Origin of the sequence: Micromonospora sicca, assembly GCF_003172935.1 — a bacterium.
Classification (GTDB): Bacteria; Actinomycetota; Actinomycetes; order Mycobacteriales; family Micromonosporaceae; genus Micromonospora; species Micromonospora sicca.
On the sequence record NZ_QGKS01000523.1, the window covers coordinates 1 to 17,028 of the forward strand.

Consider the following 17,028-nt stretch of genomic DNA (forward strand, 5'->3'; position numbering starts at 1 on the left):
CGGCGGCGGGGCGGGGGCCCGGGCGCTGCCCCGGCCCGCGTACACGGTGCCCCGGAAGGTCTTCGACGCCCGGCTGGTGGCGGCGGCGGTGGCGGCCGGCGTGGAACTGCGCCGGCACACGGTGCGCCGGGTGGAGCTCCGGGGCGACCGGGTGGTGCTGGACGGGGAGTTGTCGGGCGGGGCGGTGGTGGGCGCGGACGGCGCCGGTTCGGTGGTCCGCCGGGCGCTCGGCCACCCGGTCAACCCGGACCGCCACCTGGCGCTGGCCATCCGGGGGTACGCCCCGGCGCTGCCCGGCCCGCCCGAGCAGCTCATCGTCACCTCGGCGCCGCGCTGGCCGGCGTACGCCTGGTCCTTCCCGATCGGCGACGGCCGGGCGAACGTCGGGTACGGGGAGGTGCTGCGCGGCGAGCCGCTGACCCGGGCCCACCTGGTGGACCGTCTCGCCGCCCTGCTGCCCGGCACGGATCCGGCGACGGTCACCGAGCTGCGGGCCCACCACCTGCCGCTCTCCACCCACCGGCCGGCGCCGGGGCGGGACCGGGTGGTGCTGGCCGGCGACGCGCTCTCGCTGATCAACCCGTTCACCGGGGAGGGCATCTTCTACGCGCTGCGGTCCGGCGCGCTGGCCGGCGCGGCGGCGGCCGGTTCCCCGGGTCAGGCCGCCCGCCGGTACGCGGACACGCTGCGTCGGCGGTTCGGCACCCACCTGCGGCACAGTTCGGTCGCGGCCTGGCTGGCCCGGCGCCGGCGGGTGGTCGACGCGGCGGTCCGGGCGGCCCGCCGCGACGACCGGGTCTACCGGACGGTGGTGGAGCTGGGGCTGGGTGACGGGCGGCTGGACGCCCGCACCCTGGCCATGATCGGCATCGGTCTCCCGGCCAGGGATCGGCCTCCGCGGCACTGATCTTCAACGGGGGTCGCTACCCTGCAAGGTGATGACTCTGCGGAAACTCCTCTACTCCGTGTACGAGCGCCGGCTGACGGCGAGGCTCGCGGGCAAGCCGGTGCCCCGGCACGTCGGCGTCATGTGCGACGGCAACCGCAGGTGGGCCCGGGAGATGGGCTTCGTCGACCCGAACGACGGCCACCGGATGGGCGCCGAGCGGATCAAGGAGCTGCTGCGTTGGTGCGACGCCGCCGGCGTGGGGCACGTCACGCTCTGGCTGCTCTCCACCGACAACCTCTCCCGGCCGGCGGCCGAGCTGGACCCGCTGCTCCAGATCATCGAGGACCTCACCACCGAGCTGGCCGAGGAGGGCAACCCCTGGCGGCTGCGGATGGTCGGCGCGCTGGACGTGCTGCCCGCGCAGCACGCCGCCGCGCTGAAGGCCGCCGAGGAGCGCACCCGGAACCGCAGCGGCGGCGCCCAGGTCAACATCGCGGTCGGGTACGGCGGCCGGCGAGAGATCGCCGATGCGGTCCGCTCGCTGCTGCTGGAGCACGCGGCGAACGGCGGCACGATCGAGGAACTGGCCAACTCGATCGACGTCGACCACATTTCCGAGCATCTTTACACCAAGGGCCTGCCCGATCCGGATCTGATCATCCGGACCAGCGGCGAGCAGCGGCTCTCCGGCTTCATGCTCTGGCAGTCGGCCCACTCGGAGTTCTACTTCTGCGAGCTGAACTGGCCGGATTTCCGCCGCGTCGACTTCCTCCGGGCCCTGCGCTCGTACGCCACCCGGCAACGCCGCTTCGGCGCCTGACCACCCACCGCCCGCGCGGTCAGGTGAGGTGCGGGAGGGCGTCGGTGAGGAAGGTGGCGAGCGCGGCCGGGGAGTCCAGGGTCAGATCGGCGGCGTCGGCCACCTCGAGACCGGTCTCCGGGTTGGCGACGGCCACGCAGACGCCGACGAACCGGGGGTCGGCGGCGGCGCGGGCGCGCAGCGCGGCGAACGCCTTGATGTCGGAGACGTCGTCACCGAAGTACCAGGCGCCGCCGGCGTCGCGGACGATCTCGCCGATCACCATGCCCTTGTCCCGGTCGACCGGGGGCTTGAGCTCCAGCACCATCCGGCCGGCCTGGCAGCGCAGCCCGAGCCGCTCGGCGCGGGCCCGGCCCCACTCCTGCACCAGGTTGCCGAGTTGCGGGGCGGTGCGCCAGTGCAGGGCGACGGAGAGCCGCTTGAACTCCACCAGGGCGCCGGGCGGCAACTCGGCGCGGGCCTGCTCGGCCAGCTCCGCCATGGTGGGCACCCAGGGCAGGGCGGCCGGCTCGGTGACCGTCTCGCCGCCGGAGTGGCTGTGCTCCAGGCCGTAGAGCCCGTACAGGTCGATCCCGCCGAGGCCGCCGAGGTGGTCGCGGAGGAACTCCACCGGCCGCGCGGAGACGATGGCGATCCGGCGTACGAGCGGGGCGAGCGCCTCCAGCGCGGCGAGCACCTTCGGGGCGGGCTGGACCGCGGTCGGGTCGTCGCCGACCGGCGCGAGGGTGCCGTCGAAGTCGAAGAAGAGCACCGTGTCGGCGGCCCGCTCGGCGGTCGCCCGCCAGGCGTGCTCAGCGTCCAGCGGGGTCTTCGGCTGCTGGTTGCCCAGATTCAACGGCGGCACGGGCGACAGCGTACCCCGGGCGGTGCGGCTCATTCGTGGCCGAGATGTGACGCTCAGCCGGCGGGACATGTCAGCGTTCGGCGGCCCCCCGTCCCCGGCGTCCGAACGGCACGACGGCCGCCTCCTGGCCGTGGCTGAGCAGGTAGCCCTCCACGAAGCCGGTGTTCCGGTCGCCGGTGTGCGTCTCGATCTCGTTCAGCCTGGCCACCAGGAACTCGGTGAGCGCGCTGACCCGGTCGTTGAGCCGGTCGTGCAGCTCGGCGACCACGGCGAGGACCACCGCGGTGCCGGCGGTGATGAGCGCGAAGAGATTGACGACTAGGGGAAGCTGCCCGCCGTTGATCACGCCGACCACCACGTTGCCGGTCACGCACGATGTCACCGAAACCACCGCGACCACGACTGCCAACCATTTCAGGGTCATGGACAGACCCCTCCTTCTGTCCCGCAGGGCTGGATTCGGCCTTGTCCCGTCCCCCCGCCGATGACGAGCCCAAGCAGTACGAATAGGGACGCTAGCGCGCCCGTTCCGGCCCCGGAGGGAAACGATCGGGTCTGCCCTACCATTCTTTCGCCATCTGAGGAACTACCCGGCTTGTTTACCTCTATTTCGGACTTCGACCGGAAGAGTTGGGCGATAAGCCAGGTAACGAATGGTTTCCCGGATGTGGAACTTCTCCGCGTCCGACACATTCGGGTCGACCAGACGGCGGAGCAGTGCCTCGACGTCGGGGTCCATCGGCGGTGGGCTCGGGGCGCTGCGCGGCGGAGCCGCCCGGTCCCAGCCCAGGGCGGTGAAGGCGGTCGCCGGGTTGAGGCCCAGCCCCTGGCAGAAGGCGACCACCCGTTCCGCCTCCGGGTCGCTGGCCCAGTCGCCGCGTACCCAGCGGTTGATGGTCTGGCGGGAGACGCCGGTGCGGCGGGAGACCTCGGTCCCGCTCCAGGCCCGCATGGCCCGGGCGTCGTCCAGCGCGCGCCGTACGAAGGTGGCGAAGGCGATCTTCCGTGCGTTGGCCGTCTCGGTCACCCCGTGACGGTACGACCAGTCGTCCGCCCCGGGGAGGCCCGGCACGCTGCTGTCACGCAGACGTGACGGCTCTCTCGGATTTCCGGTAAACGATCCAGCGCTGCTCTTGAGGGGTGCCACCCGGGCAGAATAGGTGCCCACCAGTACGGCGGTAAACAGACGAAAAGCTGATACTGTCACGCCCATGAGACAACTTACGGTGTGTCACGTGCATGAGACGATGAGTGCTCACATGCGTCACTCCGCGGGTTTCAAGGGGGTCCGGTGACCGAGCTCGCCACCCGCGCCCAGGCGTTCGGCCTGATCGCCGAGGGGGTGGCCGCCGGGCTGAGCGCGCCCTGGCGCCTCTACCTCGCCCGGGGTTGCCGCTACCTCTCCCTCAGCGTCGCGGACCGCGACGAGTGGAACGCCTGGCGTATCCACCTCGGCTGTCCCGAGCTGAGCGTCCGGGTCTACGACGCCGGCGGCGAGATCCGGCGCTCCTCGGTCGCTGAGGTCGTGCTGGACGGCTGCCGGATCAGCGTCGAACTGGTCGAGGAGGTCAGCACCGCCGATCTGGAGCGGCTGCTGGTCGTCGACCCCGCGGCCGAGCCGGAGGAGCGATGACCCGGCGGGCGAGCGGGGTGTCCGGCGACCCGACGCCGGCGGGAGCGGCCGGATGAGCCCCTTCCTCGCGGTCTTCCTCGTCCTCGTCCTCGGGTCGACCAGCTATGCGGCGGGCCGGCTGCACGGCCAGCTCAGCTACCGGATCGGCTACCGCTTCGGTTATCGGCAGGGCTACTTCGACGGTGACCGGGGCGCCTGGAACCGGCGGCGCCGCGACGCCCAGGCCGCCATCGCCTCGGCGCTGGCCGGCCCGGTCGTCGCCCCGACGTCGGCCGCGGTGCCGCCGGTCGGCACGGGCCCGCGCGACGGTACGGCGACCGCGGTCGCGCTCGGTGGCCGGCCCGCGCCGGGGCCGTCCTCCCGCGCCACCGCGACCGCACAGTTCGGCGGGATCGCCACCCGGCAGGGCACGACCTACACCGGTTCCTCGTTCACCGCGTCCGTGGTCGGCGGCCGGCATCCGGCCGGGACGCTGGTCCGCCGGCAGGGCTGAGGTCCGCCAGGTACACGGTGCGTCGTCCGCGGCGGACGCGCACCGTCGGGACCAACGTCAGACCGGTGACGGTGGTCCCGCCGGCCGGGATGCGCGCAGGGGGCATGCATCCCGGCCGGTTCCGCCGCCCGGCGTTCACGCCCCGGTCGGGTGGGATCCACTGCCGCGTACTAGCCGAAGGGCCGTGACGCGACTAGCGTCTAGTCATGGCACGGGGTTCTCCCGGGCCAGCCGGCCAGCCCGGACCTGCGACCTCGCGCACGGGGCCCGCATCCGACCCCGTGTCCACCGGGCACCGGACGAGGCGGAACACGGGTGGCCGGGTGCCCATCCGCGGAGCAGGCCTGTGACGACTCGCCGTACCCCCGCCGGTGCCGACCAGACCCCGGCCGCGACTGCCACGACCCGCCGGACCACCCGCAGCCGCCGCACCACGGCCGCCGCGTCGGTCGGCACCGAGGAGCCCCGACCAGCCGGCCAGGCCTTCGTCCTGGATACCTCGGTCCTCCTCTCCGATCCCGCGGCCTTCCACCGCTTCGCCGAGCACGAGGTGGTGCTGCCGCTCGTCGTCATCTCCGAGCTGGAGGGCAAGCGGCACCACCCGGAACTGGGCTGGTTCGCCCGGCAGTCGCTGCGCATGCTCGACGAGCTGCGGGTGAAGCACGGCCGGCTGGACCGGCCGGTGCCGGCCAACGACCAGGGCGGCACGCTCCGGGTCGAGTTGAACCACACCGACGACGGGGTGCTGCCACCCGGCTTCCGGAACGAGTCGAACGACGCCCGGATCCTCTCCGTGGCGCTCAACCTCGCCGCCGAGGGGTGCGAGGTCACCCTGGTCAGCAAGGACATGCCGCTGCGGGTGAAGGCGGCCTCGGTCGGCCTGCGGGCGGACGAGTACCGGCACGGCCAGGCCAGCGACCCGACCTGGACCGGCATGGCCGAGCTGGAGCTGGGCGAGGAGGAGATCGGCCGGCTGTACGCGGGCGAGACGCTCGACCTGGACGCCGCCGCCGGGCTGCCCTGCCACACCGGTCTGGTGCTGCACTCGGCCCGTGGCTCGGCGCTCGGCCGGGTGCTGTCCGACAAGACCGTACGACTGGTCCGCGGCGACCGGGAGGCGTTCGGCGTGCACGGTCGCTCGGCCGAGCAGCGGGTGGCGCTGGACCTGCTGCTGGACGAGTCGATCGGGATCGTCTCGCTCGGCGGGCGGGCGGGGACCGGCAAGTCGGCGCTGGCGCTCTGCGCCGGGCTGGAGGCGGTGATGGAGCGCCGCCGGCACAAGAAGGTGATCGTGTTCCGCCCGCTCTACGCCGTCGGCGGTCAGGAACTGGGGTACCTGCCCGGGTCGGAGTCGGAGAAGATGTCTCCCTGGGCCCAGGCGGTCTTCGACACCCTCGGCGCGGTGGTGCACGAGAACGTGCTGGAGGAGGTCACCACCCGGGGCATCCTCGAGGTGCTGCCGCTCACCCACATCCGGGGGCGCAGCCTGCACGACGCCTTCGTGATCGTCGACGAGGCGCAGTCGCTGGAGCGGGGGGTCCTGCTCACCGTCCTGTCCCGGATCGGCCAGGGGTCGCGGGTGGTGCTCACCCATGACGTCGCGCAGCGGGACAACCTGCGGGTCGGACGGCACGACGGGGTGACCGCGGTGATCGAGGCGCTGAAGGGCCATCCGCTCTTCGCACACGTCACGCTCAGTCGTTCGGAGCGGTCGCCGATCGCCGCCATGGTGACGGATCTGTTGGAGGACATTCCGCTCTGATATCGATTCCCTGCCGGGTTTGTCATTCCTTGCGGGTATTCGCTTTGTGGCCCAGATCACAAATGTGGCTGTTGGTTTCCCATCCGCCTCACTGTGCGCGATGGTGTCCAGCGAGCGCCCACGCACCAGAAAGATCGTCGGTCATCGCTCGCCCCGGCGAATGGAGATCGGTCAACGCCGGTGCGTCGGCTGCGACCCGCGGGGTCGGGGCGCTCACGGCGCCGACGCGGCCACGGACGGCCACGCGTCGCGTCGTGTCCTTGCCCCCGACGAAGGGACCACTTCGTGAGTCGGCTGTGGAGCCGGTTCGGTGCCCGTACGGCCGCCGTCGCACTGCTCTCCGTGGGCGTTGCCGGCGGCTTCTATCTGGGCGAAGACCGGGAAACCCAGCAACAGGGCCTGACCGCGCAGGTCGGCCTCGAGGTCGACCGGGCGGAGTACGCGTACCAGCGTGAGCTGCAGGCCGACCACCGGCTGGAGTCGGCCAAGCAGCGGGCCGCCGAGTACCAGGCCAAGCTGCGGGCGGCGGCGGCGGCCAAGGAGGCCGCCGAACGGGCCCGCGAGGCCGAGGCAGCGGCGGCGTCCCGGAAGAAGGAACGGGAAGCGGCGGCAGCCCAGGTTGCCAAGCCGTACGACGGCCCGATCCCCGCCTCCTGCGAGGAGTTCAGCGGCAACCGGGCGATCGGCTGCGCCATCATGCTCGACGAGGGCTTCGCCATCGACCAGTTCCCCTGCCTCGACAAGCTCTGGACCAAGGAGAGCGGCTGGAACCACAAGGCCTACAACTCCGGCTCCGGCGCGTACGGCATCCCGCAGGCGCTGCCCGGCAGCAAGATGGGCTCGGTCGCCGACGACTGGAAGACCAACCCGGCCACCCAGATCAAGTGGGGGCTCGGCTACATCGAGGGCCGGTACGACGACCCGTGCGGCGCGTGGGCGCACTCGCAGAGCACCGGCTGGTACTGATCCGACGCTGACGACGGCGGGGTGTGTGGGCAGCCACACACCCCGCCGCCGTCGTGTCGCCCTGGGACGCGCCGCTCAAGTGGCGGTCGACCGCGATTGCTGATAGCCATTGGTACGTGACCTGGCGCGGCGGCCCGACGGGCGGCGATCCCCACCGGTTCGGCACCGAGGCGTTCTACGCCTCGCTGGGCCGGGCCTTCGTCGCGATGTGCGCGGTCGTGCCGGTGCTCTTCCTCATCGAGGCGCTCGACGTCGGGCTGCACGCCGACCTCGACGTGGCGGCCGGGATCATCCCGCACCGGATCCAGGGGCTGGACGGCGTCTTCTTCTCGCCGTTCCTGCACGCCGACTTCACCCACCTCTACAGCAACAGCATCCCGCTGATCCTGCTCGGCACCTTCGTGCTGGCCGCCGGCACCCGCCGGTTCCTCTGGTCGACGCTGGTGATCATCCTGGTCAGCGGGCTGGGGGTGTGGTTCACCGGCTCGCCCAACTCGGTGGTGGTCGGCGCGAGCGGCGTCATCTTCGGCTACCTGGGCATCCTGCTCACCCGGGGCGTCGTCGAGCGGAGCTGGTGGAACGTCGCGGTGGTGCTGCTGGTCGGCCTGCTCTACGGCTGGCAACTGCTCAGCATCCTCCCCACCGACGAGCGGATCTCCTGGCAGGGCCACCTGTTCGGGCTGCTCGGCGGGATCGTCGCGGCGGTCCTGTTCCGCCGCCGCCGCGCCGAGCTGGACCAGCCGCAGCACACGGAGCCGCCGCTCACCCTGCCCTGACCGGCCGGCAGGGTCGTCCGAACGGGTCATGGGACGTGCTTGCCGGAGGGCACCCGCCCGCCTACCGTCGGCATCAGCACACGTTGATCCGCGAGGCGGAAGTGACGGTACGCATGCGCGAAGTCGATGTCGCCGTGATCGGGGCCGGTCCGGCCGGGCTCTTCGCCGCGTACTACGCCGGGTTCCGTGGGCTCTCCGTGGCGGTGATCGACGCGCTGCCCGAGCCGGGCGGCCAGGTCGCCGCGATGTACCCGGAGAAGCTGATCCTCGACGTCGCCGGCTTCCCCGCCGTCAAGGGGCGGGACCTGGTGGCGAACCTGGTCGCCCAGGCCGCGCCGTTCGCGCCGGCGTACCTGCTCGGCACCCGGGCCGAGAAGCTCTCCTACGCCGACGGGCGGCCGGTACTGGGGCTCGCCGGGGGCGAGCAGCTCAGCTGCGGCGCCGTGATCGTCACCGGTGGGCTGGGCAGCTTCACGCCCCGGCCGCTGCCCGCCGCGGACAGCTTCGCCGGCACCGGGATCGTCTACTTCGTACCGCAGCCGACCGAGCTGGCCGGCCGGGACGTGCTGATCGTCGGCGGCGGTGACTCGGCCTTCGACTGGGCCCTGACCCTCCAGCCGCTGGCCCGGTCGGTGACCCTGGTGCACCGCCGGGAGCGGTTCCGCGCCCACGCGTCGACCGTCGCCCGGGTGCTGGCCCTGCCGGTGCGGGTGGTGGTCAACGCCGAGGTGACCCGGCTGTACGGGGAGGACCGGGTGACCGCCGCGGAGATCGTGGTCCGGGGTGGCGTCGCGGAGACGCTGCCGGTGGACAGCGTCATCGCGGCGCTCGGCTTCACCGCCGACCTGGGTCCGCTCGCGGAGTGGGGCCTGCGGCTGGATCGCCGGCACATCGTGGTGGACAGCGCGATGGCCACCAACCTGCCCCGGGTCTTCGCCGCCGGTGACATCACCGAGTACCCGGGCAAGGTCCGGCTGATCGCCACCGGCTTCGGCGAGGCCGCCACGGCGGTGAACAACGCGGCGGTGGCGATCGACCCGAGCGCCCACCTCTTCCCCGGTCACTCCTCCGACGGCAGCTGACGCCGCGACCGGCCCGTCGCGCCTCGCGCGGCGGGGACCGGTCAGGACGGTCCGGGGAGGCCGATCAGGTTGGCCATCAGGCCGGTCTGGTGGTCGAAGTACTCGTCCCGGTGCGGGAGCGTCCGGGTGATCCGGCCGAAGAGTTCGAAGCTGATCAGCCCGAACAACTGGGTCCAGCCGGCCATGCCGCGGGCCAGCAGCGCCTCGGACATGCCGGGGTACAGGCCGGCGGCGACCTCCGCGAGGTCCTCGCGCAGCGGGTCGGGCAACTCGTCGGGCGGCGGGGTGAGCCGGCCGGTGGTCAGTCCGTCGTGCAGGATGCCGACCAGCACGACCGGGGGACGCTGGGCCGGTGCGACCGTGTCGTCCGGGGCCGCGTACCCGGGGACCGGGCTGCCGTAGATCAGGGCGTACTCGGCCGGGTGGGCCAGCGCCCAGGCCCGGGCCGCCCGGCAGACCGCGTGCCAGCGCCCGCGCAGGTCGCGCCGCTCGACCGCCGCGTCGGCCGCCTCCACCGCGTCGCCGAGCGCGTCGTACGCCTCCAGGATCAGGGCCGTGAGCAGGTCGTCCCGGCTGGGGAAGTAGCGGTAGATCGCCGAGGAGACCATGCCCATGTCCCGGGCGACCGCGCGCAGCGAGAGGTTGGCGCCGTCCGTGGCGAGGTGGCGGCGGGCCACCGTCTTGATCTCGTCGATCATTCCGGCACGGACCCGGGCGCGCAGCGAGTGGGCGACCATGCCCCCACTCTGCCACGGATGAGAGCGCCAATCAAAATAGAGAGCACTGCTCTTGACGAAGTGTCATGCGGCGGGTCATGCTGGTCCCGTTCTCGGCGAGAGCAGTGCTCTCGGATCAGACCCCTGCTTCGAAAGGTGGCCCTCATGGCCCTGCACGTCATCGTCGGCGCCGGTCCCGTCGGCACGGCCACGGCCCGGCTCCTCGCCGGACGCGGCGACCAGGTGCAGGTGGTGACCCGCCGGGGCACCGGGCCCGAGCACCCGGCCGTCGAGCGGGTCGCCGCCGACGCCGCCGACGCGGACCGGCTGGCCGCGCTGACCGACGGCGCCGACGCCGTCTACAACTGCGCCAACCCGGCGTACCACCGGTGGCCGACCGACTGGCCGCCGCTCGCCGCGGCGCTGCTCAGCGCCGCCGAGCGCAGCGGCGCGGTGCTCGCCACGGTCGGCAACCTCTACGGCTACGGCCCGGTCGACGGGCCGATGACCGAGGCCACCCCGCCGGCGGCCACCGGCGTCAAGGGGCAGGTGCGCAACCGGATGTGGGCCGACGCGCTCGCCGCCCACCGGGCCGGCCGGGCCCGGGTCACCGAGGTGCGCGGCTCCGACTACCTGGGCGCCGGGGCCACCTCCCTGCCGATGCTGGTGCTGCCCCGGGTGCTCGCCGGCAAGCGGGTCTTCCTCCCGGTCGACTGGGACGCCCCGCACAGCTGGACGTACATCGACGACGTGGCCCGCACCCTGGTCGCCGCCGCCACCGACCCGCGGGCCTGGGGCCGCGCCTGGCACGTGCCCAGCGCGCCCGCCGTCGGAATGCGGGAGCTGGCCACCCGGGCGGCGGCCCTGGCCGGCGCCCCCGCGCCCAGGCTGATCCGGATGCCCTACCCGGTGCTCTGGCTCGGCGGCCTGGCCAACCCGTTCGCCCGCGAGCTGCGCGAGACCGCCTACCAGTTCGACCGGCCCTACCTGCTCGACTCCAGCGCGTTGACCGCCACCCTGGGCGTCGAACCGACCCCGCTGGACGTCGCCCTCGCCGAGACCGTCGCCGCGCTGCGCCGCTGACCGGCCACCGCCGCCCGCGTCGCCCGCCGCCGGAGCGGGCGTCAGCGGCGCGGTGCCGGCCCGAGCGCCGCGATCAGGACCGCGACCATGGTCAGCGCCGCGCCGAGCAGGGTGGCCGGCCCGGGATGCGAGGCCGCGGTCGGCAGGACCAGGTCCAGCAGTACGGCGCCGACAATCTGCCCGGCGATGGTGGCCAGCCCGAGCAGCAGCACCCCGGTGAAGCGGACGATGGCGGCGGCGAGCGCGATGAAGACGATGCCGATCGGGCCGCCCAGGTAGAGCCAGGGCTCGGTCGGGAAGCTGCCGCCCGGGCGGCCACGGACCGCCACGTCGATCGCGAGGGTGACGAGCAGGGCCGCCGTGCCCACCGTGAAGTTCACCAGCGTGGCCGACAGCGCGCTGCCGGAGGCTCCCCGCACCCGGCCGTTGACCGCCTGCTGCCAGGCGATGCCCACCCCGGCCAGCATCGGCAGCAGGGCCAGCGCCAGGGCGCCCGGGTCGCCGAGCCGGTCGCCCACCGCCAGCAGCACCGCCAGCACGGTGAGCGCCGCGCCGACCAGTCGGTTCGGGGTGACCGCCTGCCGGCCGGTCGGCCCGAGGCCGGCCCGGTCGACCAGCAGGCCGCTGGCGGACTGCCCGGCCACCACGGCGACGGTGAAGACGGCGACGCCGAGCGTGCCGATGGTCAGCCCCTGGGTGGCGACCAGGAAGGCCCCGCACACCCCGCCGAGGCACTGCCACGGCCGTAGCGACCCCTGCGCCAGCGCCGCCCGCAACGCGGCCAGCCCCCGCCGGCCGCCCGGGGTGGCGGGGACCAGCACCAGCAGGATCAGCAGGCCCAGGCCGAAGGAGACCACCGCGGCGGCGATCCCGTCGCCCAGTCGTACGCCCAACTCGCCGTTGATCCGGGACTGCACGGCCACCGCGACCCCCGAGGCGGTGGCCAGCCCGACGCCGGCGACCCGCCGGGTGGTCGACAGCGTGGGGGGCGCCACCGTCCCGGTCGCGCTCACTCCTGCTCGGCCAGCGGGCGACCGTCGAAGTCGACGGCCGAGTAGAGCGCCAGCTTCTCGAGCCGGTGGTACGAGTCGATCACCCGGATGGTGCCGCTCTTGGACCGCATCACGATCGACTGGGTGTACGCCCCGCCGGCCCGGTAGCGCACCCCGCGCAGCAGGTCGCCGGAGGTCACGCCGGTCGCCACGAAGAAGCAGTTGTCCCCGGTGACCAGGTCGTCGGTGAGCAGCACCCGGTCCAGGTCGTGCCCGGCGGCGAGCGCCTTCTCCCGCTCCTGGTCGTCGCGCGGCCAGAGCTTCGCCTGCATCGCCCCGCCCATGCACTTGAGCGCGCAGGCGGAGATGATGCCCTCCGGCGTGCCGCCGATGCCCATCAGCACGTCGACGTCGGACTCGCCCCGGGCGGCGGCGATCGAGCCGGCGATGTCGCCGTCGGAGATGAACCGGATGCCCGCGCCGGTCCGCCGGATCTGCTTCACCAGGTCGTCGTGGCGGGACCGGTCCAGCACGCAGACCGTCACCTCGGAGACGTCGGTGCCCTTGACCTTGGCGATCCGGCGCAGGTTGTCGGCCACCCCGGCGTTGATGTCCACCACGTCGGCGTACATCGGGCCGACCGCGAGCTTCTCCATGTAGAAGACGGCGCTCGGGTCGAACATCGAACCCCGCTCGGAAACCGCCAGCACCGCGAGGGCGTTCGGCATGCCCTTGCTCATCAGGGTGGTGCCGTCGACCGGGTCCACCGCCACGTCCACCTCGGGGCCGCTGCCGTCGCCGACCTCCTCGCCGTTGAACAGCATCGGGGCGTTGTCCTTCTCGCCCTCGCCGATCACCACGACGCCCCGCATCGGGATCGAGTTGATCAGTTTGCGCATCGCGTCGACGGCTGCCCCGTCGCCGCCCTCCTTGTCGCCCCGACCGACCCAACGGCCGGCCGCCATCGCCGCGGCCTCGGTGACCCGGACCAGGTCGAGGGCGAGGTTGCGGTCGAGATCCTGCGGGATCCGCGTCCTGGTGTTCGTCATGACGGCTCCTCCTCGCGACGTTGCGGGGTGGACCGGCAGGATGCGGCCGTCGCCGCTGCCGGCTTTGTCGCTGATCCTCACACGATCGCCGACGTGACGGCGGGGCGGGGCGGGGATGGCCAGCTTCCCGCCGTCCGGGCGGCCCGGGCCCAGGCCGGTCGTGACCTGGCCGATCCGTCGCGGGCCGGCTCCGCAGCGGAGCCGGCTGTGAGATCGGTCGCTCTCCGCGGCGGCGGCGGGTCGATGCCCGCCGGCCGGCGTCAGCTCGCGGGCGCCGTCGTCCGGTCGCCCCGCCGGCGGTCGCGCGGGGTGATGGCGTGGGCGACCCAGGGGGCCGGGCGGCGGATCGCGACCGGCCCCCGCCCGTGGGCGCCGGTGGCCGGGCGACACCGATCGGCCGGCTGCGAGAATGGGCGGGTGGAACCCGCACAGCCAGCCAACCGCGAACCCACCGACACGACCCCGCCGGACGGCCAGCCGCCGGTCCGGTCGACCGCCGGGCCGTCCCCGGCGGCCGGCGAGCCGGCCCTCGTCGAGCCCGCCACCGGACCCGCGCCCCTCGCCGAGGCGGGCGAGCCGGCGCTGGTCGAGCCGGCCCACGGCGCGGCCCGGGGTGGGGCCGGCGAGCACCCGGCCGTCCCCGACGACCAGCCCGCGCCGCCGGCTCGCCGGGAGAAGTCCCGCGCCGAGCGGTCGCCCCGGGACATGGCGCTGTCGCTGCTCGTGCTGCTGGTCCCCATCGCGCTGCTGCTCGCCTTCTACCGGGGGTTCCTCGGCGGCGACGAGCCGGCCACCGTGGACCCCGCGCCCGCCGTCGAGCAGGCGCGGGCGGCCAACACGTTCCCGGTCAGCGCGCCGGCCGGCCTGGCCGCCGACTGGCGTACGGTCAGCGCCCGCTACCGGACCGAGCCGACCGGGGCGACGCTGCGAATCGGCTACCTGACCCCGGAGGGGCGCGGCGCGCAGCTCGTGCAGAGCAACGTGCCCGCCGAGAAGCTGCTGCCCGCCGAGCTGAGCGGCGGCCAGCCGCAGGGGACGGCCGACCTGCCCGGCGGGAGGTGGCAGCGCTACACCGCCCGCGGCAACGAGCAGGCGCTGGTGCTGCTGGAACCGACGAGGACGGTGATCGTGGTCGGCGACGCCGGGGACGCCGAGCTGCGCCAGCTCGCCAACGCCCTCCGCTGACGGCGGCTGGCGGGTCAGGGGCCCTCAGGGGCTGAGCCCGCGCGGTCGGGGGTGGCCCGCGCCGCCGCCGGCCGGGTCGCCCGTCCGGGGTCGCGCGGACCGGACAGGGATTGCGGAAGGCCGCTTCAGGGAACAGAGGGAGCACGAGCTCGCCGGGTCGCTCCGCCGGCCGGACGCGGCTCGTGCGCCGGAGCCGGCGTGAGGGCTGCGGCGCCACGCCTCCGGCGCCTCCGTGGGCCGGACGACCCACCTGGAGAGGTTCACGTGATGATTCGACGTTTCAGCGCAGCCGCTTTCGCCGCGGCGCTGCTCACTCCTGGCCTGGCGGCCTGCAACAGCACCGGGAACGGCGAGGCGGGGGCCTCCGCGTCCCCGACGGTCGCCGGCAGCATCGCGCCGAGCGGCGCCACCCCCGGCACCGGTGACGCCAAGCAGGCGCTGCTGAACTCCACCAACGAGATCCGGAACGGCAACTTCCGGTTCACCATGTCCGGCGCCGGCTCCACGGCCGAGGGCCAGGTCCACGAGCCCAGCCAGAGCGCGGAGATGCGGGTGACGATCGGCGACGCGTCCTCCGACCTGATGATGAAGCTCGACCTGATCCACCTCAAGCCGGACAGCTGGGTGAAGGTGGAGCTGGGCGGCAAGTCGGCCGGCAGCATCCCCGGGGTGCAGAAGCTCAACCTCGGCAAGTACCAGCACCTGGACCAGACCCGGATCAAGGGCAACCGGGCGCTGGGCTTCGACTTCGAGAAGGTCGACCCGGCCGGCAGCGCGGTGCTGACGCAGGGCATCACCGAGGTCCGGCAGACCGGCGACGGCATGTACGCCGGCACGCTCGACGTGTCCAGGGCGGCCGAGGCCGGTTCGGTCGACCCCACCGTGATCACCGCGCTCGGCGCGCAGGCGAAGTCGGTGCCGTTCACCGCGAAGCTCGACCCGCAGGGCCGGCTCAGCGAGATGGTGGTCCAGATGCCGGCGGCCGGCCAGAGCGCCGCCCAGGACATCAAGGTCACGTACTCGGACTACGGCAACGCCTCGGCCGCACAGAAGCCGTCGGCCGACCAGGTGGTGGAGGCCCCGCCGGAGTTCTACAACCTGTTCAACTGAGCCCGACGGCGGGGCGGCTCCGGCCGTCCCGCCGTCGCGTCAGTCCTCGGCGCGCTGCCGGGCCGCGTCGATCCGCGCCCGGGCGCCGTCCAGCCAGCGCTGGCAGATGTCGGCCAACTGCTCGCCGCGCTCCCAGAGCGCCAGCGACTCCTCCAGCGACGTGCCGCCGGTCTCCAGCCGCTCGACCACCTGGGCCAGCTCGGCGCGGGCCTGCTCGTAGCTGAGCCGCTCGTCCTTCTTCTCGTCAGTCATCGCACCCATCCCACCACATCCGCCCGCCGTCGCCCGCCCGCCGCCGGTCAGCCGTCGACGGTCGCGGTCAGCTCGCCGTCGGCGAGGCGTACCCGCAGCGGGTCGCCCTTGGCCACCTCGGCGGCCGCCCGGACCACATGGCCGTCGGCGCGCTGCACGATCGCGTATCCACGGTCGAGGGTCGCGGCGGGCGAGAGCGCGCGCAGCCGGGCCAGGGTGTGCCGCAGGTCTTCGCCGGCGGCGCCGAGCCGGTGGTCCAGGCAGCGGCCGGTCCGGTCGCGCAGCGCGGCCACCTCGGCGGCGCGCTGGTCCACCATCACCTGCGGCCGGGCCAGCACCGGGCGGGAGCGGAGCAGGTCCAGCCGGTGCGACTCCCGGTCGACCAGGTTGCGGACGGCCCGCTCCAGGCGGGACCGGGCCTGGCCGATGAGGCGTACCTCCTCGGTCAGGTCGGGGACGATCCGCTTCGCCGCGTCGGTGGGCGTCGAGGCGCGGACGTCGGCGACGTAGTCGACCAGCGGCGCGTCCGTCTCGTGGCCGATGGCGCTGACCACCGGCGTACGGCAGGCGAAGACCGCCCGGCAGAGCGCCTCGTCGGAGAAGGGGAGCAGGTCCTCGATGCTGCCGCCGCCCCGGGCCAGGATGATCACGTCGATGGTCGGGTCCGCGTCGAGCACCTTGAGCGCGTCGACGATCTGCGGGACGGCGCTCGGCCCCTGCACCGCGACGTTGACCGTGCGGAACTCCACCGCCGGCCAGCGCCGCCGCGCGTTGGTCAGCACGTCCCGCTCGGCGGCCGAGGCGCGGCCGGTGATCAGCCCGATCCGGCCGGGCAGGAACGGCGGGCGGCGCTTGCGGTTCCGGTCGAAGAGGCCCTCGGCGGCCAGCAGCTTCTTGAGCTTCTCCAGCCGGGCCAGCAGCTCGCCGAGCCCCACCTGCCGGATCTCGTCGGCGCGCAGGCTCAGCGTGCCCCGGGCGGCGTAGAACTCCGGCTTGGCGTGCAGCACCACCCGGGCGCCCTCGCGCAGCTCCGGCGCGCCCGCGTCGAGCACGTCCCGGTTGGTGGTGACGGTCAGGCTGAGATCCGCCGACGGGTCGCGCAGGGTGAGGAACACGGTGCTCGCCCCGGGACGGCGGCTGATCTGCGCCACCTGCCCGTCCACCCACACCCAGCCGAGCCGCGCGATCCAGGCCCCCACCTTCTGGCTGACCACCCGTACCGGCCACGGCTCTTCCGACGTGCTCCGCCCCGCTTCGCCGCCACTCACCCGCCCACCCTACGATCCCGCCGCCCCGACGCCGTTGATCATGAGGTTGACGGGCGGGTCGAGCTCCGATCCACCCGCCAACCTCATGATCGACGTGAAGGTCAGGGG

General features: G+C 73.8%; 19 protein-coding genes. 11 read left to right on the forward strand and 8 right to left on the reverse strand.

What is annotated here, in order from left to right:
* Together DKT69_RS36985 and DKT69_RS36990 are read left to right on the forward strand one after the other, a co-directional pair.
* The coding region (locus tag DKT69_RS36985; protein ID WP_109805989.1) for a geranylgeranyl reductase family protein at positions 1-907 on the forward strand (907 nt) is incomplete at its 5' end.
* Positions 908-938: 31 nt separating this feature from the next.
* Positions 939-1,709 carry an isoprenyl transferase gene (locus DKT69_RS36990; RefSeq protein ID WP_109805990.1) on the forward strand — a complete coding sequence of 257 codons (771 nt, stop codon included), beginning with the start codon at positions 939-941 and terminating at the stop codon, positions 1,707-1,709.
* Between the two features lie 19 nt (positions 1,710-1,728).
* Here DKT69_RS36990 and otsB read toward each other — a convergent pair whose 3' ends face one another.
* The 3 genes from otsB to DKT69_RS37005 form a co-directional block, all read right to left on the reverse strand.
* Positions 1,729-2,553, reverse strand: coding sequence for a trehalose-phosphatase (gene otsB / locus DKT69_RS36995; protein ID WP_109806005.1), 825 nt, complete (start codon positions 2,551-2,553; stop codon positions 1,729-1,731).
* A 70-nt stretch (positions 2,554-2,623) separates the two neighbouring features.
* Positions 2,624-2,977 (reverse strand): hypothetical protein, encoded by a 354-nt coding sequence (locus DKT69_RS37000; RefSeq protein ID WP_109805991.1) that lies wholly within the window; start codon positions 2,975-2,977, stop codon positions 2,624-2,626.
* A gap of 162 nt (positions 2,978-3,139) precedes the next feature.
* Positions 3,140-3,580: a helix-turn-helix domain-containing protein gene (locus DKT69_RS37005; RefSeq protein ID WP_109805992.1), complete on the reverse strand. Its 441-nt coding sequence runs from the start codon at positions 3,578-3,580 to the stop codon at positions 3,140-3,142.
* 264 nt (positions 3,581-3,844) lie between these two features.
* Between DKT69_RS37005 and DKT69_RS37010 the strand changes: the two genes are divergently transcribed.
* The 6 genes from DKT69_RS37010 (at position 3,845) to DKT69_RS37035 (ending at position 9,265) form a co-directional block, all read left to right on the forward strand.
* On the forward strand, positions 3,845-4,186 hold the full coding sequence (locus tag DKT69_RS37010; protein WP_109805993.1) for a hypothetical protein: 342 nt from the start codon (positions 3,845-3,847) through the stop codon (positions 4,184-4,186).
* A gap of 52 nt (positions 4,187-4,238) precedes the next feature.
* The gene (locus DKT69_RS37015; protein ID WP_109805994.1) at positions 4,239-4,679 is read left to right on the forward strand and encodes a hypothetical protein; all 441 of its coding nucleotides are present in this window, start codon (positions 4,239-4,241) and stop codon (positions 4,677-4,679) included.
* Positions 4,680-5,025: 346 nt separating this feature from the next.
* Positions 5,026-6,441 (forward strand): RNA 5'-3' helicase PhoH2, encoded by a 1,416-nt coding sequence (gene phoH2, locus DKT69_RS37020; RefSeq protein ID WP_109805995.1) that lies wholly within the window; start codon positions 5,026-5,028, stop codon positions 6,439-6,441.
* Between the two features lie 285 nt (positions 6,442-6,726).
* Complete coding sequence (locus DKT69_RS37025; RefSeq protein WP_109805996.1) at positions 6,727-7,407, forward strand: aggregation-promoting factor C-terminal-like domain-containing protein; 681 nt, start codon at positions 6,727-6,729, stop codon at positions 7,405-7,407.
* Between the two features lie 116 nt (positions 7,408-7,523).
* Positions 7,524-8,183: a rhomboid family intramembrane serine protease gene (locus DKT69_RS37030; RefSeq protein ID WP_109805997.1), complete on the forward strand. Its 660-nt coding sequence runs from the start codon at positions 7,524-7,526 to the stop codon at positions 8,181-8,183.
* Positions 8,184-8,296: 113 nt separating this feature from the next.
* A complete protein-coding gene (locus tag DKT69_RS37035; RefSeq protein ID WP_109805998.1) occupies positions 8,297-9,265 on the forward strand; it encodes an NAD(P)/FAD-dependent oxidoreductase in 969 nt (322 codons plus the stop codon).
* 41 nt (positions 9,266-9,306) lie between these two features.
* Here DKT69_RS37035 and DKT69_RS37040 read toward each other — a convergent pair whose 3' ends face one another.
* Positions 9,307-10,002, reverse strand: a complete 696-nt coding sequence (locus tag DKT69_RS37040) for a TetR/AcrR family transcriptional regulator (protein ID WP_109805999.1) — start codon at positions 10,000-10,002, stop codon at positions 9,307-9,309.
* A gap of 144 nt (positions 10,003-10,146) precedes the next feature.
* Here DKT69_RS37040 and DKT69_RS37045 point away from each other — a divergent pair, with 144 nt between their 5' ends.
* A complete protein-coding gene (locus DKT69_RS37045; protein ID WP_109806000.1) occupies positions 10,147-11,064 on the forward strand; it encodes an NAD-dependent epimerase/dehydratase family protein in 918 nt (305 codons plus the stop codon).
* A gap of 41 nt (positions 11,065-11,105) precedes the next feature.
* Here the strand turns inward: DKT69_RS37045 and DKT69_RS37050 are convergent, their stop codons facing one another.
* Together DKT69_RS37050 and glpX are read right to left on the reverse strand one after the other, a co-directional pair.
* On the reverse strand, positions 11,106-12,077 hold the full coding sequence (locus DKT69_RS37050) for a DMT family transporter (RefSeq protein WP_109806001.1): 972 nt from the start codon (positions 12,075-12,077) through the stop codon (positions 11,106-11,108).
* Complete coding sequence (glpX, locus tag DKT69_RS37055; RefSeq protein WP_109806002.1) at positions 12,074-13,105, reverse strand: class II fructose-bisphosphatase; 1,032 nt, start codon at positions 13,103-13,105, stop codon at positions 12,074-12,076. Before glpX ends, DKT69_RS37050 begins: the two co-directional genes overlap by 4 nt.
* Positions 13,106-13,522: 417 nt before the next feature.
* Between glpX and DKT69_RS37060 the strand changes: the two genes are divergently transcribed.
* Both DKT69_RS37060 and DKT69_RS37065 read left to right on the forward strand, forming a co-directional pair.
* Complete coding sequence (locus tag DKT69_RS37060) at positions 13,523-14,290, forward strand: DUF4245 domain-containing protein (RefSeq protein ID WP_201750054.1); 768 nt, start codon at positions 13,523-13,525, stop codon at positions 14,288-14,290.
* Between the two features lie 267 nt (positions 14,291-14,557).
* Positions 14,558-15,400 (forward strand): hypothetical protein, encoded by an 843-nt coding sequence (locus DKT69_RS37065; protein ID WP_236648771.1) that lies wholly within the window; start codon positions 14,558-14,560, stop codon positions 15,398-15,400.
* Between the two features lie 39 nt (positions 15,401-15,439).
* On the opposite strand, the gene DKT69_RS37070 is transcribed toward DKT69_RS37065, so the two are convergent.
* A complete protein-coding gene (locus tag DKT69_RS37070; protein ID WP_109806007.1) occupies positions 15,440-15,652 on the reverse strand; it encodes an exodeoxyribonuclease VII small subunit in 213 nt (70 codons plus the stop codon).
* Positions 15,653-15,699: 47 nt separating this feature from the next.
* Entirely contained in the window at positions 15,700-16,920 is a 1,221-nt protein-coding gene (gene xseA, locus DKT69_RS37075) for an exodeoxyribonuclease VII large subunit (protein ID WP_109806004.1), read from the reverse strand.
* Positions 16,921-17,028: the final 108 nt, after the last annotated feature.